The sequence below is a fragment of the Amycolatopsis sp. NBC_01488 genome (assembly GCF_036227105.1).
Classification (GTDB): domain Bacteria; phylum Actinomycetota; class Actinomycetes; order Mycobacteriales; family Pseudonocardiaceae; genus Amycolatopsis.
This window is the reverse complement of sequence record NZ_CP109434.1, coordinates 5,265,701-5,288,724: the sequence shown is the minus strand read 5'-3', so window position 1 is coordinate 5,288,724 and position 23,024 is coordinate 5,265,701. Positions and strand designations below refer to the sequence as shown.

Here is a 23,024-nt window from a genome sequence, read left to right as displayed (position 1 = left end):
GCTACCCCTCCTCGCCCGAGGGCAGGCCCGCCGACGCGAGCGCCTCGGCGAGCTGGCGCCGGCCGCCGATGCCCAGCTTGCGGTAGACGTTGGTGAGGTGCAGCTCGACCGTTCGCCGGGTCACCGCCAGCTCCACCGCGATCCCGGCGTTGGACGTGCCCGCGGCCGCCAGCTTCGCGACCCGGCGCTGGGCTTCGGAAAGCCCGTGGCCGCCGTCCGCCACGGGCCGGCCGGTGAGGTCGTGCAGCCGGGCGAGGACGCGCCGCCAGCGGTACCGCGCCGCCAGGACGCCCGCCTCCGCGAGGTGGTCGCCGGCCGCGCCGTCGCCGGCCGCCGCCAGCTCCACCAGCGCCGTCGCGAAGCGCAGGTGACTGCCGCTGCCGCGCAGCAGTTCGACGGCCCGCGCCAGGTGCCCGGCACTGGCGGCGTCCGCGGGGCCGAGGGTGAGCGCCGCGGCGAGGTGCGCGCCGCCGACCGCGGCGCGGGTGCCCCACGCGGTCGCGGCGGCGAGCTCCTCGGCGAGCAGCAGCCGGGCGGCGTCCCGCTCGCCGCTCGCCACCAGGCACTGGGCGGCAGCGGACCGCCACGGCAGGAGTTCGGGGTTTTCCCAGCCCCGCGCGGAAAGCCGGCGGCCGCACTCGCGCAGCGCGGCGAGTGCGCGGTCGGGTCGCCCCTCGCCGAGCAGCACGGTTCCCTTGGCGTACAACAGGAACGCACTGCCGAGGCCGGGTCCCGGCTCGATCGGGTCGCGCTGGAGCACCTGCCGGGCGAGGTCGGCGCGGCCGGCTTCGAGGTGCACCCGCGCCTCGGCCGCGACGACCCGGGCGCGCAGCATCGAGTGCCAGTGCCGGGGCGGCACCAGCTCGTGCGCGTCGGCGAAGTCGGCCGCCGCGTCGTCGAGCGTGCCCGACGCGAGGTGCCGTTCGGCCCGCTCGACGAGCGCGCGGGCGACCAGCGTCCGGGAGCACTCGCGGCGCGCCCGGGCGAGCACTTCTTCGCCGTGGGTGTCGGCTTCGGCGAGGTCCCCGGTGAGGACCAGCGCGCGGACCGCCGCGGCGCGCACGGTCAGCGAGCTCGCCTCCGCCACCGGCTGCGCCAGCGCGGCCCGCGCGAGCCCGCGCACCCGGGCGGGCCGCAGCCCGCGCCGGGCGAGCAGCACCGCGGCCACGGCCGCCCGCGCCGGGTCGGCCGGCCGCTCGGGCAGCGGCGGCATGCCGTAGCCGCCGACCGTCGAGCGGTCCTCCGGGTCGCCGTCGGCCAGCCAGTACAGGCCGAGCAGGGTCTCGCGCTCGGCCGTCGAGACGTCCGGGCGGCGGAACGCGGCGGTGAGCGTGCGCGCGTGCAGGCCGCCCCGCGCGCCGAGCAGGTCCGCGGCCGCCAGCCGCAGCCCGCCGAGCCCCGGACCGTCCACTTCGGACACGACCTGGGCCAGGTGGCGGTCGCCCGCGTCCTGGTCGAGCAGCAGCTCGGCGGCGCCGAGGTCGATGAGCACGGCCGCGCGCAGCGCCGGTTCGAGTGGCTCCTGCAGAGCGCGCTTGAGCGACGCCGTCACCTCGCCGTCGCGGCCGGCCTGACCCGGCCGGGCCGCCGCGCGCAGCACCGCCACCACCCACGGCTCGCCGATCGCGCGGGTCCGCCGCAGGATCGCCGCGACGGCCGCGTTCGCGACGCCGTGGTCGTAGCCCAGCTTCGCCGCGCGGGTGAAGAACGCGTCGCGGTCGCCCTCGGTCATCCGGCCGAGCACGCGCTGACCCGCGTCCGGTTCGGTCAGCTCGCCGGTCGCGGTGACCAGGCCGAGCGCCCGCAGCCGGGCGAGGTCGGCGGCCAGCCGCTCCGGCGGGCACCCGGCGAGCTCGGCCAGCAACGCCGGGCCGAAGCCGTCCTGGCCCACCGCAACGGCGCGCAGCACGGCGACGAGCTCGGCGGGCAGGCCGTCGACCAGCCGCAGCAGGCGCTCGCCGGCGATCCTGGTGAACAGCCCGGCCTGCTCGCGCGCGAAAGCGGGTTCCATGCGCAGCCGGTTCAGGGCTTCGGTGAGCACCGCCGGGTTTCCGCCGCTGCCGCGCACGGCGTGCTCGGCGAGCCGCTCGTCGGCCCCCGCGCCCAGCCGCTCGCGCACCAGGCCGGCCACCGCCGCGTCGCCGAGCGGGCGCAGCCGGACGCGGTGCGCGGCGGCCGCCGGCCGCCAGTCGTCCAGCCCGCTGGTCTGGCTGACCACCAGCAGCACCGGAATCTCCCGCAGGAGCCCGGAAAGCGTGCGCAGCCACGCCCGGGACGCGGCGTCGGCCCAGTGCAGGTCGTCGACGGCGAGCACGAGCGGCCGGCCGTGCACCGCGGCGGCCAGGTCCCGGCACAGCCCGGCGAGGACGCGTCCGCCCGGCACCGGGCCGCCGGCCGCGGTCGGGGGAAGCGCGCCGCCGAGGGTGGTGAAGACCTGGTGCAGCACGGTGAACGGCTGGGTGCCGTCGGACGGGCAGCACGGCACGTGCGCGACCCGCAGCCGCGCCTGCCGGGCGGTCGCCGCGACGAACGCCAGCAGGGCGCTGCGGCCGGAGCCGGGGCCGCCGGTGACCGTGACGACCGCCGGCCGTCCCTCGCCCAGGTCGTGGACCAGCCCGGTCAGCAGCGCGGATTCTTCGTCGCGTTCGACCAGCCGTGGCCCGGGCACGCCGCGCTGGGGCGGCAGGCCGACCGCGGCCGGCGGCGTCCGCTCGGCGAGCGCCGGTCGCTCGTCGTCACCCGGCGAGCCCATGCGTCCTCTTCGGTGCCCCGGGGACCGGCGAGCCCGCGCTCGCCCGCAGCGCCGCGGCCAGCTCGGCGCGGCTGTCCACGGCCAGCTTCCGGTAGACGTTGGTCAGGTGCAGCTCGACGGTCCTCGGCGAGACGAACAGGGTGCCCGCGACGTCGCGGTTGCTCGCCCCGCGGGCGACCAGGTCGGCGACTTCGCGTTCGCGCAGCGTCAGCACGTCGGCACGTGGTTTCCGCAGCCGGCCGCCCGACTCTTCGAGCAGTTCCCGCGCGAGCGCGCCGATCGAGCGCCAGCCCGAGCAGGCCGACAGCATCGCGGCCTGGCGCAGGTGCTGGCGCGCGGCCTTGCGGTCGCCCGCACCCGTCAACGCCTTGCCCAGCAGGTATTCCGCCCGCGCGTACTCCACCCGGCAGGGCGAGTTCGCCAGGACCCGGACCGCCTCGGCCAGCAGCTCCACCGCCCGTGTCCCCGACGTGACCACGCCGCGGCCGACCAGCACCAGGCCGCGCGCGGTCGGTGTCGGCCAGCCCTCGGCGAGCTCCTGCCCGCGCTCGGCGAGCACGGCCGCTTCCCCGGGCCGGCCGTTCCCGGCGAGCAGCAGGGTGGCGGTGAACCACCACGGCGCGAACACCGGATTGCCGAGGCCGGCTTCTCCTTGGCGCCGGCCGGATTCGAGCAGCAGCTCCAGCGCGCCGTCGACGTCGCCGCGCGCCGCACGCGCCCGCGCCAGGGCGAGCAGCCAGAGGTGCCGCTCGGACGGCGCGCCGTCCAGCTCGCCGGGGCGGACCCCGCGCAGGAGACGCTCGGCAGCGGCCGGCTCGTCGTCGTCGCGCAGGGCGATCGACAGCGCCGTCCGGACCTCGATCCCGGGGCGCTGTCCCGCGGTCGCCAGCGCCGCGACCCGGACGTCGGCGAGCGCGCCGTCGCGGTCGCCGCTCTCCCGCAGCGCGCAGTAGCGGGCGGCCAGCGCCCGGCCGAGCCCCGGCCGGTCGCCGCGCACCGCGGCCTCGGCGACAGCGCGGTCGAGTGCCCGCAGGGCGTTCGGCGCGTCGTCGACCAGCCGCAGGGTCCGCGCGGCGGCGAGCAGGTCGTCGCTGCCCGCGGCCGCCACGGGCAGCCGGACCACGGCCCGGGCGCAGGCCGCCGCGACCTCCCTGCCGCGGCCCGCCAGGGCGAGGCGGCCGCCCGGTCCGCGAGGTCCCGGGCGCCGGGGTGCCGGGCCGCGGCCGCGCGGGGGCGGTCGCGGCCCGTTCCCGCAGGAGGCCGCGCGCGGCCTCCCGGGTCGTGGCCGCGGCGGCGAGGGCCGCCACGGGCACCGCGGGCGAATCGGTGCCGAGCCGAGCGGCCAGCCGGTCGATCCGGCCGCCGAGCGGCGCCTGCCGACGGCCCGCGGCCTCCGCCGCGGTGGCCGCGAGCGCGAACAGCACGGCGACGGCGCAGTGGTCGCGCGGGTCGCGGACGTGGCCGGCGGCCGTGCGCAGCTCCGTCATCGCGGCTTCCGGGTCGAGCCCGAGCCGGGCCGCGGCCAGCGCCAGCCGGACGTCGAGCCGCGCCGGTTCGGCGGCGGCCGCGCGGGCGAGGTGGGCGACCGCGGTCGCCGGGTCGCCCCGGTGCTCCGCGGCGGCCGCGGCTTCGAGCGCGAGGTCGATCATCCAGCGCTCGTCGAGCCGCGGCAGCGCGCCGAGGTGCGGGGCGACTTCGGCGGCGGGCCGGGCGTCGTCGTTGAGCACCCGGGCCGCGCGCAAATGCAGGTGAGCGAGTTCTTCGGCCGGTGTTTCCGCGAGCAGGCGGGATCGGACCGAGCGGTCGAGCACGCTTCCGGCGAACAGATTCGCCCGGCGAATTTCCTCGAGCGCCATCCGCACCGGCCGCGCGGGCAGCCCGCACAAAGCCGCCACCCTCGTCACGTTCTGTTCGTCGAGCACGGCGACGGCGGTGGCCACGGTCCGTGCCTGCGCGGACAGGCCGGCCAGCGCGTCGACCGGGCTGGCCGCGGCGACTTCCCAGCGGTGGCAGCGGTCCTGCGCGCCGATCTGCCCCAGTGCCCACGCGCCGGGACCGGGCTCACCGGGGCGGCGGCAGAGGACGAGCAGAAACCGCTCTCCGCGGCCGCACCGCAGGAGGAAGTCGAAGAACCGCACCGACATTTCGTCGCACCGATGAGCGTCTTCGACGAAGATGACGGAATTCGTTTTCCGCAATGGCCCGGAAAGCAGCAGCGAACGCAGCGTGCGGAATTTCCGGTGCACCGCGGAACCGTCTTCCGCGGGCAGTTCCAGCGTTCGCGCAATGGCACCGGCCGGATCGGCGTGGCCCGCGAACAGTTCGGTGAGCGCGTGGAACTCGGAGGGCTCGCCGGCAGCCCGTCCGGAAAGGCGAATAATATTCGCGGACCGGCCGGTTTCCGACGCTTCGAAGCCCGCGAGCAGGGCTCGGGCACCGCCACCGGGCGCCCCGTCCACCAGCACGGCCTGCGCGGACTCCGTCCACGCCAGTACCGCACACCGGGACAACGTGCCCGAATCCCCGGCGAAGACCGGATTCGGAGTGGGATCCGACATGCCGCCATCGACCTTTCCTGCAAACTCGGCAAAACCGAGCCTTTCCCGCAGCCCCCAGAGCCGCCGAAGGACCTGACCGTTCGAACGCTATTGACACCGCCGCCGGGAGGGAAACCACCGTCGATGCCCGATCTGCGCCACTTCCTCCACTATCGAGTGACCGTACCAGGCGCGACGGACGCTGTCAGCGAACACCACCACCCGGACGGGTGACATACTTGTAGCATTACCGAGCGCCCGAAACTGGACATTTAACCAAGACTTGAGGTGCCCGTTGGTGCCCATGGGCCGACGGGGTGACGGGCAACCAACGAAAGTTGTCGGTCCACCCACCGGCGGGCAACTTTCGTCGCTAGTCCGGCCCGGAAGTCCCGGTCCGCCTCCTCGACCGGGGCCCGGGAGCTACCGTGGAGCCCGTGTCGGACGTCACTCCAGGTACTCGAACCACGCTGCGTGAGCATCCGGGCGCGCGGATGGGGCCCAAGCACGAACTGGCGACGCTGCTCAGCCTGGCGGTGATCTTCGGCGCGCTCGACGTGGTGATCTGCCTCAACAGCCACCCCACCACCGGCTGGGCGGGCCCGCGCGCGGACCTCGTCCTGCAGCTGGTGGTCGACGTCTCGGTGCTCGGGCTGCGGCGCTTCCCCAAGACGGTCGCCGGCATCGCACTGGCCGTCGCGTTCGCGACGGTGCTGGCCGACGGGCTCGCCCCCGGCCTGCTCTCCCCGGAGGACCCGGCCAGCCCGCTGATCCTGCCCCGCGTCACGTCGGTCATCGTGATCTTCCTGGTCCGGCTGGAGAACCCGCGCGTCGCGTTCCCCCTCATCGGTGCCTTCGCCATCATCGGCAGCGAGCCGTGGGCGCCCAGCTGGACGATCACCCCGGTCGGCCTGCTCAGCACGATCGGCCCGTCGGCGGTCGTGCTGTACCTGGACGCGCGCAAGCAGCTGCTGCAGGAACTGCGCGACCGCGCCGAGCGGGCCGAGCGCGAGACGCACCTGCTGGCCGAGCAGGCCCGGTTCGAGGAGCGCCGCCGGCTCGCCGCGGAGATGCACGACGTCCTCACCCACGGGCTCAGCCTGATGGTGCTGCACGCCGGGGCGCTCGGCATCAGCTCGAAGGAACCCGACGTCCGCAAGGCGGCCGAGGAGATCCGCGCCCGCGGCGCGATGGCGCTCGACGAGCTGCGCGACCTGGTCGGGGTGCTGAACACGACGTCGGCCGACATCTCCGAGCGGATGGCGGGCCCGAGCCCGCGCCACGGCTCGGCGGGCACGCCCGAGCAGCAGGCCCCCGACCCCGCCACGCTCGTCGCCGAGTCGGTCGCGGCCGGCATCCCGGTGGAGCTGGACGTCGAGGGCGAGCGCTCCCGGATGTCCCCGACGATCGCGCGCACGGTCCACCGGATCGTGCAGGAGGCGCTGACGAACGCCCGCAAGCACGCGGCGGGCGCCGAGATCCGCGTCGAGCTGCGCTACCGGCCGGACGGCGTCGGCATCCGCGTCGTCAACGCCCCGCCCCGGCGCCCGCCGGACGAGGTGCTGGCCGGCAGCGGTTCCGGGCTGGGGCTGTCGAGCCTGCGCCACCGCGTCGAGCTGGTCGGCGGCACGCTGGAGGCGGGTGCCACGCCCGAGGGCGGGTTCCGGATCGCCGCGGACCTGCCGGCGTACGTGCCAACGACGGAGAACCGGCAGAAGCACCCGGCGCCGCGCTGACTCCGGGCCAGGACTGGAGATTCTCCTACTAGTCCCGGACTTAGGGTCGGCCCGGTCACGACCCTTACCGACCGAGAACGTGGGGCTCCCATGAAAGGCATCATCCTGGCCGGCGGCAGTGGCTCCCGGCTGCACCCGGTCACGCTCGGCGTCTCGAAGCAGCTCGTCCCGGTCTACAACAAGCCGATGATCTACTACCCGCTGTCGGTCCTGATGCTCGCCGGCATCACCGAGATCCTGCTCATCTCGACCCCGCACGACCTGCCCGCGTTCAAGCGGCTGCTCGGCGACGGCGCCGAGCTCGGCCTGCAGCTCAGCTACGCCGAGCAGGCCCACCCGAACGGCCTCGCGGAGGCCTTCATCATCGGCGAGGAGCACGTCGGCGACGACACGTCCGCCCTCATCCTCGGCGACAACATCTTCCACGGGCAGGGTTTCTCGGACGTGCTGCGCGCCGCGACGCACGACCTCAAGGGCTGCGTCCTGTTCGGCTACGAGGTCTCCGACCCGCACCGCCACGGCATCGGCGAGATCGACGCCGACGGGAACCTGGTCTCCATCGAGGAGAAGCCGGCCGACCCGAAGTCGAACCTGGCGCTCACCGGCCTGTACTTCTACGACAACGACGTCGTCGAGATCGCCAAGGGGCTGAAGCCGTCCGCGCGGGGCGAGCTGGAGATCACCGACGTCAACAACGTCTACCTCGACCGGGGCCGCGCGAGCTGCGTGGACCTCGGCCGCGGCTTCGCCTGGCTCGACACCGGCACGCACAAGTCGCTGCTGGACGCCGGGCAGTACGTGCAGACGATGGAAGCGCGCCAGGGCGTGCAGATCGCCTGCCTCGAAGAGATCGCGCTGCGCATGGGCTTCATCGATGCCGACCGGTGCTACGCGCTGGGCGAGCGGATCGGCAGCTCGGGCTACGGCGAGTACGTCATGGACTTCGCGCGCCGCGCGCGGCCGCTCACCGCGGTCTGAACCCCGGAGGATCCTTCCCATGCGCATGGTGGTCACCGGCGGCGCCGGTTTCATCGGCTCGGCCTACGTCCGCAACGTGCTTTCCGGCCACTACACCGGTTTCGAGCCCGACGAGCTGGTCGTGCTCGACAAGTTCACCTACGCGGGCAACCGCGCGAACCTGGCGCCGGTCGCCGGGGACGAGCGCCTGCGGATCGTCGTCGGCGACATCTGCGACCCCGAGGTCGTCGAGCGGGAGCTGACCGGCACCGACCTCGTCGTGCACTTCGCCGCCGAGTCCCATGTGGACCGGTCGATCGCCGGGTCGGCGGAGTTCGTCCGCACCAACGTGCTCGGCACCCAGACGCTGCTGCAGGCCGCGCTGGAGCGCGAGGTCGGCAAGTTCGTGCACGTCTCCACCGACGAGGTCTACGGCTCCATCGACGAGGGCTCTTGGCCCGAGGACCACCCGATCGCCCCCAACTCGCCGTACTCGGCGTCCAAGGCGTCGTCCGACCTGCTGGTCCGCGCGTTCTTCAGCACCCACGGGCTCGACGCTTCGATCACGCGCTGCTCCAACAACTACGGGCCCTACCAGTACCCCGAGAAGGTCATTCCGCTGTTCGTCACCAACCTGGTCGACGGGCTCCAGGTACCGCTCTACGGCGACGGCCTCAACGTCCGCGACTGGCTGCACGTCGACGACCACTGCCGCGGCATCCAGCTGGTGGCCGAAACCGGCCGCGCGGGCGAGGTCTACAACATCGGCGGCGGCACCGAGCTGACCAACCGCGAACTCACCGAGCGGCTGCTCGAAATCACCGGCCGGGACCACACCGCGATCCGGCCCGTCGAGGACCGCAAGGGCCACGACCGCCGCTACTCGGTGGACATCACGAAGATCGCCACCGAGCTGGGCTACGCCCCGCGGGTCGGCATCGACACCGGCCTGCGCGACACCGTCGACTGGTACAAGAACAACCGCGACTGGTGGGAGCCGCTCAAGGGCTGAGCTACTGCGTGCGCAGCCTCGGCCACAACGCGTCCCACGCGGTGGTCCGTCCACTGAAGACGGTCATCAGCTGCGGCACCACGTCCTGGTGGCGGGCGAAGGCCCCGGCCACCACCGGGCTCGCGTCGCCGACGAACAGGACGCTGTCGACGCTCTCGTCCGGGTGCCCGAAGTAGAAGTACCCGCGGTGCGCGCTGTAGACGCCCGGCAGTCCGCGTTCGCTGCCGAAGAGCTCGAGGTCGGCGGCGAACGCGTAGCTGTCGGTCATGATCGCCGTGTGGGCGCGCTGTTCGGGCGGCAGCGACCGGTAGACCTGCACGACGGCGTCGGAGAGCTGGCCGAGCTGGCCGTCGGACTGCACGAAGACCTTCGCCGTCAGCGGCAGCAGCGGCACGTCGGGGATGCGCTCGGCCCAGGACTTCGGGTAGATCGGCAGCGCGACGAGCGCCTGCAGGACCGACGCGGCGACGAGCACCCAGCCGAGCACCTTCGCGGCCGTGGGCCACTTGACGTCCTGCAGGCCCACCGCACCGGCCGCGAACAGGAGCGCGTACAGGCTGTAGACGTAGTACGAACGGCCGGACGTCAGCAGGTAGGCCACGATCAGCAGCAGGAACGCGAGGCCGAGGAAGCGGTACGGCCGCAGGGCGCGGGCGGCGAGCAGGCGCCCGAAGCCGAACAGCGCGAGCGGCACGCCGATCACCAGGCCGGGCCCGGACAGCACCTCGAGCAGGAACGCGCCGGTGCCGGGGAACTCGGCCGCGACGACCTCGGACATCCGGGTGTACGGCCAGCCGTGGGCGGCCTGCCAGACCAGCGTCGGCACGGTCGTCAGCGTCGCGACCAGCGCGCCGGCCCACAGCAGCGGACGCCGCACCAGGTCACGCGGGCCGAAGACCAGCGACGCGACGGCGAGCGCCACCCACAGCGCGGGCACCAGGAACTTCGTCTGCAGCGACACGGCCGTGACGAGCCCGGCGGCGAACAGCAGCCGGTCGTCGCGCACCCGGGTCCACCGAACCACCAGCCAGACGATGAGCGACCAGCAGAACGGGTCGATCGAGTAGGTCGCGAGGTAGTGGGCGATCAGCGTGGCGCCGGACATCGCGTACGCCGCGGCGGCGACGGTCTGCGCGACCCGGCGGCCGCCCAGCTCGCGGGCGATCAGCGCGGTCAGCACGATCCCGCCGACCGCGGCCAGCGTGGCGGGCAGCCGCAGGGCCACCAGCGAGCCGGGGAACAGGTGGTCCAGCCCGGCGGCCAGGAACGGCACCAGCGGCGGCTGGTCGAAGTAGCCCCACGCGGGGTGGTCGCGGCCGGCCACCACGAAGTAGGCCTCGTCGAAGGAGAACCCGTAGTTCCGGCTGGCGACGAGGAGCAGCGCGCCGGCGACTCCCGCGATCAGGAGAACCGGGGTCCGCGCGAACGCCGGGCGCGTGCGGCCCGGCCGGCTGTCGGTGGTTCCACTGGTAAGGGTCATACCCCCAGTAGACCCGGGCGGACCTCGCGTTTCTGCGGCCGGGAGTCCTCATCCCGAGCAACGAAAGTCGATCAAGCCGCGCGCGGCCGCAACCTTCGTAGTCACTCGGAAGTGAAGTTTGAGGACGGAAAGTGAGGGTAGCGATTCCCCTAGACTTGGTCCGTGAAAGGGCGCTGTACTGGGGTTTCTCGCGATACTCCAGCCATGACCCAGGGCCGGCACATCGTCTTCTTCAGCTTTCCGGGCGTCGGGCACATCAACCCGATGCTGGGCCCGGCCGCCGCACTCGCCGAGCGGGGCCACCGGGTCACGTTCGTCGTCGCCGAGCAGTTCGCGGGCCTGCTGCGCGACAGCGCGGCCGAGGTGCTGCCCTACCACTCGGACTTCCCCGCGGCGGTCACCAAGGTCGACAGCGCCGACGACGCCGTGACGATGATCATCGACCTCATGCGCGAAGGCTTCGCGCCGCTGGAAACGGCACTCGAACGGCTGTCCGGCGACCGGCCCGACCTCGTCGTCCACGACACCATCAGCGGCAACGCCGCCCGCGTGCTGGCGCGCGCCTGGGACCTCCCGCTCGTCGAAAGCTGTCCCGTCTTCATCGAGAACGACGACGACGAGATCCCCGGCGCACCCCAGCCGCCCGACGACCACCCGGCCGCCACCGGCTTCGACCACCAGGACCCGCGCCTCGCGCGGTTCGGCGAAGAGTTCGGCGCGGGTGTCGCGGCGCTGCTCACGCGGCACGGGCTCGACCCGCGGCTGGCGACGGACAGCCTTTCGGCGGCCGGCGACGAGCCGCGTCTGGTCTACATCCCCCAGGCGTTCCACTACGGGAGCGAGACGTTCGGTCCGCGGTACCTGTTCGTCGGGCCGACCGCGGACTGCGCGGCCCTCGAAGGCCGCTGGTCCCCGCCCGGCGACGGCCTGCCGGTGGTGCTGATCTCGCTGGGCACGTCGATGAGCAAGGACCTCGGGTTCTTCATCGGCTGCATCGAGGCCTTCCGCGGCAAGCCGTGGCACGTGGTGCTGACGCTGGGCCGCGGCGCCGACCTGGCCGCGCTCGGCGAGCTGCCGCCGAACGTCGAGGCGCACAACTGGATGCCGCACCCGTCGGTGCTGAAGCACGCGACGGCGCTGGTGTGCCAGGCGGGGATGGGCAGCGTGCTGGAGGCGCTGCGCTACGAGGTCCCGGTCGTGGCGGTCTCCCACAGCGGCGAGACCCTGGCCAACGCCCACCGCGTCGCGCAGCTGGGTCTCGGCCGGCACATCCCGGTCGCCGAGGCGAGCGGCGAGGCGATCTACGCCGCGGTCGAGTCCCTGGCGGTAGACGACTCGCTGACCGCCCGGCTCGCGCTGATGGCCAAGGAGATCGAGCAGGCCGGTGGTGCGCCCGCGGCCGCCGACGCGCTGGAAGCCCTGCTCCCGTAAGCAGTCTGCCGCGGCTGTCGTGAGTGAGAAACAGCGTACTAACCCTGTTTCTCACTCACGACCCCGTGGCAGGGTCAGGCCGAGCGGCGGAAGCCCCGCGTGGCGACGATCGCGCCGGTGAGGCCGATCAGGCCCGCCGCGCCCAGCGCCGCCAGGCCCCCTGCCCCCACCGGGTTGCCCAGCGCCAGGTTGCGCGACGCGTCGACCGAGTACGTCAGCGGGTTCACCGTCGCCACCGCGCGCAGCCACGCCGGAAGCGACGACAGCGGGACGTACGCCGAGGACGCGAACATGAGCGGGAACATCACCATCGACGTCACGCCCTGCATCACCTCGACGTTCGTGATCCACACGCCGATGGCCATGAACATCCAGCTGAGCGACCAGCCCACGGCGATGCACATCAGCCACGCCAGCAGCACGCCGGTGAAGCCGCCGCCGGGTGAGAACCCGAACAGCGTCGCCGCCAGCACCAGCATGATCGCCAGCTGCAGCGCGTGCCGCACGACGTCCGCCAGGCTGCGCGCCACCAGCACCGACGCCGACGCGATCGGCAGCGTGCGGAAGCGGGCCACGACGCCGTTGCGCATGTCGTCGAGCAGGCCGACGCCCGACTGCAGCGCCACCGACAGCGAGCCCATCACCAGCACCGCGGGCATCAGGTAGTCGATGTAGGACACCCCGGCCGGGAACGAGCTGGTACCGGCCAGGCTCGCGAACACCTGGCTGAACAGGATCAGCACGATGAGCGGCTGCAGCAGGCCGAGCAGCACCAGCGCCCGGGACGCCACGACCGCCCGCAGCGAGCGGCCGGTCAGGATGAGGATCTGCATCGGCACCGTGGTGCCGCGCCACGGCCCGGCCGGTCCGGCCACTGTGGACTCCTCCGCGGGGGACAGTGCCGTGGGTACGCTCATCGGGTCAGGGCCTCTCGGTTTCGGTGTGGGGATCCCGCGGCGCGCCGGAGAGCGCGAGGTACACGTCGTCGAGCCGCGGGTCGACCAGGGCCAGCTCGACCGGCTCGACCGCGACGTCGTCGAGCGCCCGGACCACGCGCGCGAGGTCGGTGGACTTCTCCACCGGCACCGTCAGCGCGAGCCCGGCCAGTTCGTCCACTCCGGACTCGCGCGGCTCTAGCCCGGTCCGGCGCACCGCGTCCGCGGCGCGTTCGGCGTCGGGCCGGTCGGCCAGCGTCAGGGTGACCGTGCGCTTGCCGACCTGCGCCTTGAGCGAGGCCGCGGTCCCGGCGGCGATCACCTTTCCCTGTGCCAGCACGACGATCTTGTCGGCGAGCCGGTCGGCTTCGTCGAGCATCTGGGTGGTGAGCAGCACGGTCGAGCCGTCGCGCACGAGCTGTTCCACGATCTCCCACATGGCGATCCGGGCGGCCGGGTCGAGGCCCGTCGTCGGCTCGTCGAGGAAGATCACGTCGGGGTGGCCGACCAGGCTGGCGGCCAGGTCGAGCCGTCGCCGCATGCCACCGGAGTACGTCTTCGCCGGGCGGCCGGCCGCGTCGCGCAGGCCGAACGCGGTCAGCAGCTCGTCCGCGCGCTCCTTGGCCGCCTTGGTGGACGCGCCGAGCAGGCGCGCGATCAGGATCAGGTTGCGGAAGCCGGAAAGCTGCTCGTCCACCGACGCGAACTGGCCGGTGAGCCCGATGCGGCTGCGCAGGGCGACGGCGTCGCGCTGGACGTCCAGCCCGGCGACCCTCGCCCGGCCCGAAGTCGGCGTCACGAGCGTGGTCAGCACGTTGACCAAAGTGGTCTTGCCGGCGCCGTTGTGGCCCAGCAGCCCGCACACGGTGCCGCGCGGCACCTGCAGGCTGACGTCGTCCAGCGCGCGGACCTTGCCGAAGGTCTTGGTGATCCCCTCGGCTTCGACGAACAGGGTCACGGACGCTTCCTTCCGCCGCACGGGATCGGGCATGGTTACAGGTAACACACCGCGAATCCCCTTTTCCCTGCTCATCGCGCGACCCGAGGGGTTCGCCTAGACATGGTTGACTGCCCGCCGCGGCCGACTAGCTTTCGAGGCATGACTCCCCCGCCGGGAAGCCACCTCGCCTTCCTCACCTATCCCGCCCACGGGCACGTCAACCCGACGCTGCCCGTCGCCGCCGAGCTCGTGCGGCGCGGTCACCGGGTGAGCTACGTGGTGGCCGAGCAGTACGCCGACGCCGTGCGCGCCACCGGTGCCACCGTGCTGCCGTACGCATCCCACGTGCCGAAGTCCTGGGACACCGTGGCGATCCCGGAGGAGATCACCGGCGACGTCGTCGCGGAAGCGGGGCTCGCCCAGGCGCTGGAAGGCTTCGCGCCGCTGCGGACCGCGCTCGGTGCCTTCGAAGACGACCGGCCGGACGTCTTCCTGTACGACGCTTTCGGCTACCCCACCGGACGTCTGCTGGCGCGCAAGTGGGCCATCCCCGCTCTGCTGATGTGCTCGACGTTCGTCGCGAACGAGCGGTTCTCGCCGTACGCCTCGATGGCGGGCAAGGTCCCCGCGCCCGACCCGGACCACCCCGCGCTGGCCAAGGCCGCGTCGGTGGTCGGGGACGTGCTCGCCGAGCACCTGCCCGGCACTTCGGCCGCGGAGTTCGCGGAAGCCCGTGAGGACACCAAGCTCGTGTTCCTGCCGCGGGAGTTCCAGCCCGGCGGCGACACCTTCGACGACGGGTTCGCGTTCGTGGGGCCGTGCCTCGGCGACCGCGCGGACGGCTGGGCCCCGCCGGACGACCGGCCGGTGCTGCTGATCGCCATGGGCAGCTTCGGCTACCACCACCAGCGCGAGTTCTTCGCCTCCTGCCTCGAGGCGTTCGCCGGGTCGCCGTGGCACGTCGTGATGACGATCGGCCGGCTGGTCTCGCCCGCGGAGCTGGGCCCGGTGCCGCCGAACTTCGAGCTGCACCCGTGGGTGCCGCAGCCGGCCGTGCTGAGCCGGGCGAGCGGGTTCGTCTCGCACGCCGGCATGGGCAGCACCATGGAGTCGCTCGCGCTGGGCGTCCCGCCGGTGGTCGTGCCCCGCACGCTGGAGCAGGAGATCGTCGCCGACCGGCTGGCCGAGCTCGGCCTCGGCGTCCGGGTGGACCCGGGCGACGTCGACGCGGAGTCGCTGCGGGCGGCCGTCACCGGCCTCGCCGAGGACGCCGGCGCGCACGAGCGCGTGGCGCGGATGCGCGAGCACATCACCGACGCCGGGGGCGCCGCGGCGGCCGCGGACCGCGTCGAGGCCCGACTGACCGCCTGACCCAGGAGTGGATTCGACGTGGACACCACCGAGCTGACCGCTGCCCCGGAAATCGCCCCGGACGGCGGGGTTTCCCTGCTCGCCTGGCTGGAGAAGATGCGGGCCGACACGCCCGTCTGGCAGGACGAAGCCGGGGCCTGGCACGTGTTCCGGTCCGCCGACGTCCGACGCGTCAGCACCGACGCGCGGCTGTTCTCCTCGGACACGACGCGCCTGACCTCGCCCGGCGACCAGGCGCCCCCGGGCACGCTGCTGGTCATCGACCCGCCCGAGCACCGGAAGCTGCGCCGCCTGGTCAGCCAGGCGTTCACCCCGAAGGTCGTCGCCGACCTCGAGCCCCGGATCACCGAGGTCACCCGCGAGCTGCTCACGGCCGTCGAGCCGGACGCGACGGCGTTCGACCTGGTCGACGTGCTGGCCTATCCGCTGCCGGTGATCGTCATCGCCGAGCTGCTCGGCGTGCCCGCCACGGACCGCGCGCTGTTCCGGGGCTGGGCCGAGGCGCTGATGGCGCTGCAGGTGGACGACCCCAGCACCGGCGAGAAGCTGGCCGTCGCGATCGAGGAGATGGAGGCGTACCTGAACGCCCAGATCGCCGACCGGCGCGCCCAGCCGCGTGACGACCTGCTGACCCGCCTGGTGGAGTCGTCGATCGACGGCGAGCGGCTCACCGACGAGGAGGTCGGCAACTTCACCGCGCTGCTGCTGCTCGCCGGGCACGTCACCACCACGATGCTGCTCGGCAACGTCCTGCTCTGCCTGGAGGACGCTCCCGGCGGCTACGAGCGGGTCCGGGCCGACCCGTCGCTGGTGGAGCCGCTGCTCGAGGAGGTGCTGCGGCTGCGGCCGCCGTTCCCCCGGGTGGTCCGGGTGACCACGGAGGACGTCGAGGTGGCCGGCACGGTGATCCCCGCCGACTCGATCGTCTGGGCCTGGGTCGTGTCGGCCAACTACGACGAGCGCGAGTTCGCCGGCCCCGCGCGGTTCGACCTCCACCGCACGCCGAACGCGCACGCCGCGTTCGGGCACGGCATCCACTTCTGCCTGGGTGCGCCGCTCGCGCGGCTCGAGGGCCGCGTCGCCCTGGAGCTGCTGTTCGAGCGGTTCGAGCACCTGCGGGTCGCCCCGGGTGCGGAGGTCCCGTTCCACGCCGGCGGCGTGTTCGGCGTCCAGCGGCTGCCGGTCACGACGACCGTGCGCTGACCCGCCGGGGAACCGGCCGGCGAGCGGAGCGTGAACGCGCGGTGCCGCGCCGATACCGCACTACCGAAGGTGCGCCCCGGGGTGCCGTACCTCCGGCCGGGCGGACCCCAGTGTTAGCGCCGAACCCCCGCACCGGCATTGACGGGCCATACCCCGTTGGCTAGCGTACGAGACGTCATTTGGTTTGTTTCCAACGAAACGGACCGAAGCGGATCTGTGCGGGTGGACTCGAGGACGTTCTGGGGAAGGGCTCGAGGTCTTCTGCTGGGGTGGTGTGAAGATCCCATCCGGACAGGTGCCGTGGACCCTCTTGAGGGGAGCTCGGGGGTCGTTGACACTTTTGTCCGTGGACAATGCCTCGAAAACGAATCTGGGGGTTCGAACTCGATGAACATGCGTGTCGATTCCTTGGCCGAGCGGCCGGCGGCGGTGCCGCCCGGCCTCCCGGCCGTCGCCGAAAGACAGAACCAGAACGTGCCCGCCTTCGACATGTCCGACGTCTGCATCGCGAACCTGGGTCCCGATCTCCGGGTCATCGAAGCCAATGGCGATTTTCTCCGTCAGCTGGGACGCACCGCGTCCGACGTTTTCGGACAGAGCTTTGTGGACTTCGTGCACCCGAGCGCCAAGCAGTTCACCCTCCAGCAGCTGGCGCGGCTGAACGAAGGCCGCCGGGACCGCTTCAGCGCGCGCCTGGTGGGCGTGCGGCCCGCGCAGCCGGTGCTCTCGGGCGGGCTGACCGGGATCGCGGTGCGCAGCCAGTCCGGTCAGGTCACCACGATCGTCGTGCTGATCAAGCCGGACCGCGCGGCGGAGACCTCGCGGCAGGCGATCGAGAAGACCAAGCTCCTCAGCGAGCTGGACGCGAAGGTGCTCGAGGGCGTCGCCGCCGGGATTTCGACCGTGCAGCTGGCTTCGAAGCTCTACCTGAGCCGGCAGGGCATCGAGTACCACGTCGGGGCGATGCTGCGGCAGTTCAAGTCGCCGAACCGCTCGGCGCTGGTCTCGAAGGCGTACTCGCAGGGCATCCTGTGCATCGGCCAGTGGCCGCCGAAGGTCACCCCGCAGTACATCCGCTGATCGCGTTTCCCGGGGCCGGCGGGGCCGCCCGGGTTGGGGTCGATGTCCGGGTTCTCCGGCACCGGCGCCGGCCCGGACGACCCCGCCGGCCCTTTTTCCCGCGTGGCGGGAACCCACCGGAAATCCCCTCGAATGCGCGTCGCGAAGGGTGCGCTCAGCAGTACCCTGCGCTATCCTGCGAAGGCAGGGATCGATTTCTCCCGGCGGTCGGCGTAAGGAAGGGATGAGGCACAGTGGGTATCTTCGGAAAAAAGGAAGACAATTCCAAGAAGCAGCCGTCCGACAGCAAGGCGGACAACGCCAAGGCCGACGACGAAAAGAACCGCAAGCGCCGCAGCCGCCTTTTGGGCGGTGCGTACGGCGGCGGCAGCGGCGGCTGAGCCCGCACACCGTTGACGAACCGGATCAGGTGGGCCGAGGGAGACCTCAGCCCACCTGATTCGCGTTTCCAGGGAGTTCCAGTGAACTTCACTGGATGTTGGGAAGTTTCCACCTGCTACGCACAGCAGCTGCCGTGTGACAGCGGTGACTCTGTGATCACCGCGGCGCGTCCGGCGGAGGCAACCGCCGGCTCAGCTCGACCGGGGCACCACCGGCGCCGCCCACGCGGGAACGTCCAGGATCTCCACCACCGCACCCGCCACGCTGACCCCCGGCGCGATCCCGACCATCAGCACGTGGTCCCCCGGCGCCAGCTGGCCCGTCCCGAGCATGTTCGCCAGCGCCGCCACCTGGTCACTCGCGCCGAGGTGACCCAGCCCCCGCCCGAAGTCCCAGTTCGACTTCTCCAGCGGGATGCCCAGCATCGCGAGCAGACCGTCCTCGACGTACGTGCGGGAGCCGTGGTTGTAGGCGATGCGGCTGACCGCGTCGATCCCGATGCCCGCCTCGGCCAGCACGCGGTCGATCAGCTCCGACCGCGTCTTCAGCAGGTTCAGTCCACTGTGGAGCATCGTGTCGCGGTGCTCGAAGCCGAAGAAGTCGATGCGCTCGGCGAAGTCCATGAACCGGCCGATCGTCGCGCCCGGCGGGAACATCGGCTCGTCGCCGCGGTGCATGCCTTCCAGCTCGGGCACGGTGATCGAGCTCGCCGACTTCAGCCGCGCGAAGCCGGCCGTCGTGTTCAGCACCACCGCCGTCGCGCCGTCGCCGATGACGAAGTCCGGGCGCAGGCAGCGCCAGCGGTTGACCAGCGGGGACGTCGAGTTGTCCGACGCGACCGTCATCGCCGTCCCGCCGCCGCGGGCGATCAGGTACGTCGCCGCCAGCTCCAGCGCGCCGAACATGCCGTTGCAGCCCTGGCGCAGCTGCGCCGCCAGCAGGTCACCGCCGACCAGGTGCCGCTGCAGCCAGAACTGGGGGAACCAGCCGTCCGGGCCCGAGTGGTAGTTGTCGGCGTAGAGCAGGACGTCCAGCGACTCCGGGTCGACGCCCGCCCGTGCCACGGCCTCCTGCCCGGCCCACAGCGCCATGTCCGGCGCCGGGGTCTCGCCGGCGCAGGCCGCGCCGGTCAGGCCGGACGTCTCGGCGTCCTCGGCGGTCAGCCACCCCTGCTCGATCGCCGCCTCGACGCCGGTGGTCGCGGGCACGTACGTGCCGATCGCGCCGAGGTAGACCTCCGCCAGCTTCACTTCGCCTCCACTTTCGCTCGCAGCCACGACTCGACGGCGTCGGCCGCGCGGGTCTCCCCGCCGGCCAGCGCGACCTGCTCGCTCATCCACCGCACCCGCTGGGTCACCACCGGATCGGACGCGGTCCGCGTGACGGCGTCGAGCAGCTCTTCCTCGGTGACCTCGGTCCGCGAGACGACGTGGCCCAGCCCGAGGTCGGCGACCCGGGCCGCGGTCACCACCTGGTCGCTCTGGGACGGCGTCATCACCATCGGCACCCCGTAGTGCAGGGCTTCCATGGTGCTGCCGAGCCCGCCGTGGGTGACGAACACCCGGGTGTGCGGCAGCAGCGCCGCGTGCGCGACGAACGGGTGCGCCTCGATGTTCTCCGGCAGCGGTCCCAGCTCGGCCGGGTCGACCCACCGCCCGAGCGTCAGCACGACGTGCCACGGCTGCCCGGTGAACGCGCGCACGCACTTGCGGAAGAAGCCCACCTGCTCGCGGCTGCGCGAAGTGCCCAGCGAAATCAGCACGACCGGCAGCCCGTCCGCGGGCGGCGTCCACTCCCCCGGCGGCACCGTCCGGTCGAAGCACGGCCCGACGAACGCGAAGCGGTCGCCGAAGGTCTCGCCGCGGATCTGGAACGCCTTCGGCAGGTAGACGAGGTGGTAGCCGGGATCGCCGGCGCTGGTGTCCACATCGGACAGACCGTGCGCGGCCAGCAGCCGGTGGGCGTGCGCCACGAACGCGGCCAGCTCGGGGTCGGTGAGGTCCGGCGGCTCGGCGGAGTCCGACTCGGCCTGCGCCTCGTTCAGGCGGAAGTGCTCGTTGGAGGCGAACTCCGGGCACGACTGCACCGTGGGCACCGACCACTTCCGCGCGATCAGCCGCGCCGTCTCGGACGCCGCCAGGTCGTGCACGACCAGGTCCGGCGGATCGTCGGCGAACCGCCGCATGGCGACGTCCAGCGGCGCAAGACCTTCGCCCATGAACGCCAGCATGGCCCGCAACGCGTACCCCTCCGAGGCGGTGTCGCCCAGTCCGGTCGCCCACGGGAAGGTCGAGGTGTACGGCAGTACTTCGGCGCCGGTCGCCGCCACCTTCGCGGCGAACTCGTCGACCACGGCGAAGGTGACCCGGTGGCCGCGGCGCACCAGCTCGGCGACGATCGGGAGGACCGGCGCGACGTGCGCGTACGCGGGGAAGCTGAAGACCGCGATGTGCCTGCTCACCACCGCATCGTCGGGCCGCCACGACCGCGGGTACACCGGCTACCACGCAACTTCTGGCGGTTTCCCCCCAAAACCGGTTGGAACGTTTCCACGTCGGGACGACTAGGGGGTTCCACAGAGTTTCCCGGCAAGATCCGTCACTCGCTCGCGGCGTCCTTATCCTGCAGACGACCGCACGAGGGGGATCTCAACACCTGTTGTAAAGCACCGAAATGCACGTCATCGCGGGAAGGGCAGTCCGCGACCCCTGGGGAAGGACCTTCATGAAGACGAGCGTTGACGACCTGGCCCGGTTCGGCGGCCCGATGGCCTTCGAGAAGACCCTCGTGGTGGGAAAGCCGAGCACCGGGGACCGGGCGAAGTTCTACGAGCGGCTCGAAGTGGCCCTCGACAGCGGACGCCTCACCAGCGGCGGCCCGCTGGTCAAGGAGTTCGAGGCGCGGATCGCCGACCACACCGGCGCGAAGCACTGCGTCGCCACCTGCAACGGGACGATCGCGCTCGAGGTGATGGCCCGGGCGGCCGGGCTCGGCGGCGAGGTCATCATGCCGTCCATGACCTACGTCGCGACCGCGCACGCGATGCGCTACCTCGGCCTGACGCCGGTCTTCTGCGACCTCGACCCGGCCACCGGCTGCATCGACCCCGAGCAGGTCGAGCGGCTGATCACCGAGCGCACCACCGGGCTGGTCGGCGTGCACCTGTGGGGCCAGCCGGCCGCCGTCCAGGAGCTGGAGAAGATCGCCGAGGCGCACGGCCTGACCCTCTTCTTCGACGCCGCGCACGGCATCGGCTGCACCTACGGCGCCCAGCCGCTCGGCGGCTTCGGCAAGGCCGAGATGTTCAGCTTCCACGCGGCCAAGGTCGTCACGACGTTCGAGGGCGGCGCGATCGTCACCAACGACGACGAGTTCGCGCAGCGCGCCCGCTACACCCACAACTTCGGCTGGGGCGAGGAGCACGTCACCGAGTTCGCCGGCACCAACGCCAAGATGAGCGAGGCGTCGGCGGCCATGGGGCTGACCTCGCTCGACGCGCTGCCCGCGACCATCGCCGCCAACCGGGCCCACTACGAGCAGTACGCCGCCGAGCTCGACGGGCTGCCCGGCCTGGAGATGCACCGCTACGACGAAGAGAACCGCAACAGCTACCAGTACAACGTCGTCAAGGTCGACGAGCAGGAGTGCGGCCTGTCCCGCGACACGATCCTCGACCTGCTGCGGGCGGACAACGTGCTGGCGCAGCGCTACTTCTCGCCGTGCGTGCACGAGTGCGAGCCCTACCGCACCGAGCGGCCGGTGTCGCTGCCCGCCACCGACGCGTTCTCCCGGCGGGTGCTGACGCTGCCGACGGGCCCGTCCGTCACGAGCGAGCAGGTCCGCGAGGTGTCGGCGCTCGTGGCCTTCGCGATCGAGCACGCACCCGAGATCCGCCGCCGCCTGGGCTGAGGACGTCGTGAGTGAGAAACAGTGTTCTAACGCTGTTTCTCACTCACGACCGCTCGGCGACCAGCTTCTCCAGGTCCGCGACCAGCTCGTGCGGGGTCGGCTGGGCCAGCGCGAGGTCGCGCAGGCGACGCGCGTTGGCCGCGAACTCCGGTTCCCCGACCAGCCGGGCCACCGCGGACCGCAGGTCGTCGGCGGTGAAGCCGTCGTGGGTGAACAACAGTCCCGCGCCCTCGTCGACGAGGCGCTGGGGACGCAGGAGGTGGTCGGCGATCGGCGTGGTCACCGTCAGCTGCGGGACCCCGGCCACCAGCGCCGCGCCGTAGCTGCCGAAGCCGCCGTGGTGGACGATCGCCGCGCAGCTCGGCAGCACCGTGTGCAGCGCGACCGACTCGACGACGCGGACGTTGGCCGGGACCTCGTCCAGTGCCTTCCGCTGCTCGGGCACCAGCGCCGCGACCACCTCGATGTCCAGAGTGGACAAGGCGGCCAGTATCTCCGGAATGGAGACGTAGTCGCCGCCGAACGCGTCCGTGTTGGACGATCCCAGCGTCAGGCAGACGCGGGGCCGTGACGGCGGTTCGCGCAGCCAGTCCCACACGACCGCCCGGCCGTTGTAGGGCACGTGCCGCACCGGCAGCCGCCGGACGCCGGAGTGCGCGCCGAGCGACTCCGGCAGCGGGTCGATCGTCGCCTGGCCGGTGACCAGCTCCTCGTCGAAGTCCACGCCGAACGGGCGTCCGGTCAGCTCGAGCCAGTCGTACAGCGGGTCTTCCTGCTCTTCGGCCGGCTGCTCGGCCATCACCTTCAGGAAGGTGACGCGCATGGCGCACCAGACGTCGGCCCAGCACAGCTGCCGCACGTGCGCGGCGCCGCACGCCTTCGCCGCGATCGCCCCCGCGTAGGTCAGCGCGTCCCAGACCACCAGGTCGGGCTGCCATTCCCGCGCGTGGGCCACCAGGTCCCCGACCATCTCGTCGTTGTAGATCGCGAACCCGGCCCACACGGTGAAGGTGTAGCGCTGGTGCAGCGCCTCCCAGGTGTGCGACGCCGGATCCGTGTCGTTCCAGTTCGCGATGTCGGCTTCCTGGGCGTCGCGGTTCTGCTTCATGCCCTCGTGCATCGTGTTGTCCACGCCGACCGGCACTGCGGTCAGGCCGGTGCCGGTGACGACGTCGGTGAACCCGGGCGAGGCCGCCACCCGCACCTCGTGCCCGGCCGCGACGAGCGCCCAGGCCGTCGGGACCATGCAGTAGAGGTGGGACTTCTCGTCCAGCGTCACGAACAACACGCGCACGGCAGG

The 23,024-nt window shown here is 72.7% G+C and carries 18 protein-coding genes; 10 read left to right on the top strand and 8 right to left on the bottom strand.

The annotated features are described in order from the left end of the window. Nucleotide 1: 1 nt before the first annotated feature. Nucleotides 2-2,752 carry an ATP-binding protein gene (locus tag OG738_RS25190; protein ID WP_329044554.1) on the bottom strand — a complete coding sequence of 917 codons (2,751 nt, stop codon included), beginning with the start codon at nt 2,750-2,752 and terminating at the stop codon, nt 2-4. Beyond that, nucleotides 2,736-3,875 (bottom strand): helix-turn-helix transcriptional regulator, encoded by a 1,140-nt coding sequence (locus OG738_RS25185; RefSeq protein ID WP_329044553.1) that lies wholly within the window; start codon nt 3,873-3,875, stop codon nt 2,736-2,738. Before OG738_RS25185 ends, OG738_RS25190 begins: the two co-directional genes overlap by 17 nt. A 313-nt stretch (nt 3,876-4,188) precedes the next feature. On the opposite strand from OG738_RS25185, the gene OG738_RS25180 reads away from it, so the two are divergent. From OG738_RS25180 to rfbB, 4 genes are all read left to right on the top strand, one after another. Continuing rightward, nucleotides 4,189-5,523 (top strand): hypothetical protein, encoded by a 1,335-nt coding sequence (locus OG738_RS25180; RefSeq protein WP_329044551.1) that lies wholly within the window; start codon nt 4,189-4,191, stop codon nt 5,521-5,523. Between the two features lie 203 nt (nt 5,524-5,726). Then, on the top strand, nt 5,727-7,025 hold the full coding sequence (locus OG738_RS25175) for a sensor histidine kinase (RefSeq protein WP_329044550.1): 1,299 nt from the start codon (nt 5,727-5,729) through the stop codon (nt 7,023-7,025). Between the two features lie 90 nt (nt 7,026-7,115). Continuing rightward, nucleotides 7,116-8,003 (top strand): glucose-1-phosphate thymidylyltransferase RfbA, encoded by an 888-nt coding sequence (gene rfbA, locus OG738_RS25170; RefSeq protein ID WP_329044548.1) that lies wholly within the window; start codon nt 7,116-7,118, stop codon nt 8,001-8,003. A gap of 19 nt (nt 8,004-8,022) precedes the next feature. Further along, on the top strand, nt 8,023-8,994 hold the full coding sequence (gene rfbB / locus OG738_RS25165; RefSeq protein ID WP_329044546.1) for a dTDP-glucose 4,6-dehydratase: 972 nt from the start codon (nt 8,023-8,025) through the stop codon (nt 8,992-8,994). Between the two features lies 1 nt (nt 8,995). Here rfbB and OG738_RS25160 read toward each other — a convergent pair whose 3' ends face one another. After that, the gene (locus OG738_RS25160) at nt 8,996-10,474 is read right to left on the bottom strand and encodes an ArnT family glycosyltransferase (RefSeq protein ID WP_329044544.1); all 1,479 of its coding nucleotides are present in this window, start codon (nt 10,472-10,474) and stop codon (nt 8,996-8,998) included. 204 nt (nt 10,475-10,678) lie between these two features. Here OG738_RS25160 and OG738_RS25155 point away from each other — a divergent pair, with 204 nt between their 5' ends. After that, a complete protein-coding gene (locus OG738_RS25155; RefSeq protein WP_329044542.1) occupies nt 10,679-11,905 on the top strand; it encodes a macrolide family glycosyltransferase in 1,227 nt (408 codons plus the stop codon). A 74-nt stretch (nt 11,906-11,979) separates the two neighbouring features. On the opposite strand, the gene OG738_RS25150 is transcribed toward OG738_RS25155, so the two are convergent. Continuing rightward, nucleotides 11,980-12,822, bottom strand: a complete 843-nt coding sequence (locus OG738_RS25150) for an ABC transporter permease (protein ID WP_329044540.1) — start codon at nt 12,820-12,822, stop codon at nt 11,980-11,982. Nucleotides 12,823-12,826: 4 nt separating this feature from the next. Next, nucleotides 12,827-13,831: an ATP-binding cassette domain-containing protein gene (locus OG738_RS25145; RefSeq protein WP_329044539.1), complete on the bottom strand. Its 1,005-nt coding sequence runs from the start codon at nt 13,829-13,831 to the stop codon at nt 12,827-12,829. Nucleotides 13,832-13,939: 108 nt separating this feature from the next. On the opposite strand from OG738_RS25145, the gene OG738_RS25140 reads away from it, so the two are divergent. The 4 genes from OG738_RS25140 (at nt 13,940) to OG738_RS25125 (ending at nt 17,814) form a co-directional block, all read left to right on the top strand. Beyond that, complete coding sequence (locus tag OG738_RS25140; RefSeq protein WP_329044536.1) at nt 13,940-15,151, top strand: macrolide family glycosyltransferase; 1,212 nt, start codon at nt 13,940-13,942, stop codon at nt 15,149-15,151. A gap of 18 nt (nt 15,152-15,169) precedes the next feature. Further along, entirely contained in the window at nt 15,170-16,354 is a 1,185-nt protein-coding gene (locus tag OG738_RS25135; RefSeq protein ID WP_329044535.1) for a cytochrome P450, read from the top strand. Nucleotides 16,355-16,741: 387 nt separating this feature from the next. After that, on the top strand, nt 16,742-17,434 hold the full coding sequence (locus tag OG738_RS25130; RefSeq protein WP_329044534.1) for a helix-turn-helix transcriptional regulator: 693 nt from the start codon (nt 16,742-16,744) through the stop codon (nt 17,432-17,434). A 233-nt stretch (nt 17,435-17,667) separates the two neighbouring features. After that, nucleotides 17,668-17,814: a hypothetical protein gene (locus OG738_RS25125; RefSeq protein WP_329044532.1), complete on the top strand. Its 147-nt coding sequence runs from the start codon at nt 17,668-17,670 to the stop codon at nt 17,812-17,814. A gap of 192 nt (nt 17,815-18,006) precedes the next feature. Here OG738_RS25125 and OG738_RS25120 read toward each other — a convergent pair whose 3' ends face one another. Further along, complete coding sequence (locus OG738_RS25120; RefSeq protein WP_329044530.1) at nt 18,007-19,065, bottom strand: ketoacyl-ACP synthase III family protein; 1,059 nt, start codon at nt 19,063-19,065, stop codon at nt 18,007-18,009. Beyond that, nucleotides 19,062-20,276: a macrolide family glycosyltransferase gene (locus OG738_RS25115; protein WP_329044529.1), complete on the bottom strand. Its 1,215-nt coding sequence runs from the start codon at nt 20,274-20,276 to the stop codon at nt 19,062-19,064. The genes OG738_RS25120 and OG738_RS25115 overlap by 4 nt, the downstream gene beginning before the upstream one ends. A gap of 263 nt (nt 20,277-20,539) precedes the next feature. Between OG738_RS25115 and OG738_RS25110 the strand changes: the two genes are divergently transcribed. After that, entirely contained in the window at nt 20,540-21,724 is a 1,185-nt protein-coding gene (locus tag OG738_RS25110; protein WP_329044528.1) for an aminotransferase class I/II-fold pyridoxal phosphate-dependent enzyme, read from the top strand. Between the two features lie 43 nt (nt 21,725-21,767). Here the strand turns inward: OG738_RS25110 and OG738_RS25105 are convergent, their stop codons facing one another. Next, nucleotides 21,768-23,018: an activator-dependent family glycosyltransferase gene (locus OG738_RS25105; protein ID WP_329044527.1), complete on the bottom strand. Its 1,251-nt coding sequence runs from the start codon at nt 23,016-23,018 to the stop codon at nt 21,768-21,770. Between the last annotated feature and the right edge of the window lie 6 nt (nt 23,019-23,024).

Coding starts and splice junctions, on each gene's coding strand:
- OG738_RS25190 (WP_329044554.1), bottom strand. CDS start 2,752: ATGGGCTCGCCGGGTGACGACGAGCGACCGGCGCTCGCCGAGCGGACG.
- rfbA (WP_329044548.1), top strand. CDS start 7,116: ATGAAAGGCATCATCCTGGCCGGCGGCAGTGGCTCCCGGCTGCACCCG.
- rfbB (WP_329044546.1), top strand. CDS start 8,023: ATGCGCATGGTGGTCACCGGCGGCGCCGGTTTCATCGGCTCGGCCTAC.
- OG738_RS25160 (WP_329044544.1), bottom strand. CDS start 10,474: ATGACCCTTACCAGTGGAACCACCGACAGCCGGCCGGGCCGCACGCGC.
- OG738_RS25155 (WP_329044542.1), top strand. CDS start 10,679: ATGACCCAGGGCCGGCACATCGTCTTCTTCAGCTTTCCGGGCGTCGGG.
- OG738_RS25150 (WP_329044540.1), bottom strand. CDS start 12,822: ATGAGCGTACCCACGGCACTGTCCCCCGCGGAGGAGTCCACAGTGGCC.
- OG738_RS25145 (WP_329044539.1), bottom strand. CDS start 13,831: ATGCCCGATCCCGTGCGGCGGAAGGAAGCGTCCGTGACCCTGTTCGTC.
- OG738_RS25140 (WP_329044536.1), top strand. CDS start 13,940: ATGACTCCCCCGCCGGGAAGCCACCTCGCCTTCCTCACCTATCCCGCC.
- OG738_RS25130 (WP_329044534.1), top strand. CDS start 16,742: ATGAACATGCGTGTCGATTCCTTGGCCGAGCGGCCGGCGGCGGTGCCG.
- OG738_RS25110 (WP_329044528.1), top strand. CDS start 20,540: ATGAAGACGAGCGTTGACGACCTGGCCCGGTTCGGCGGCCCGATGGCC.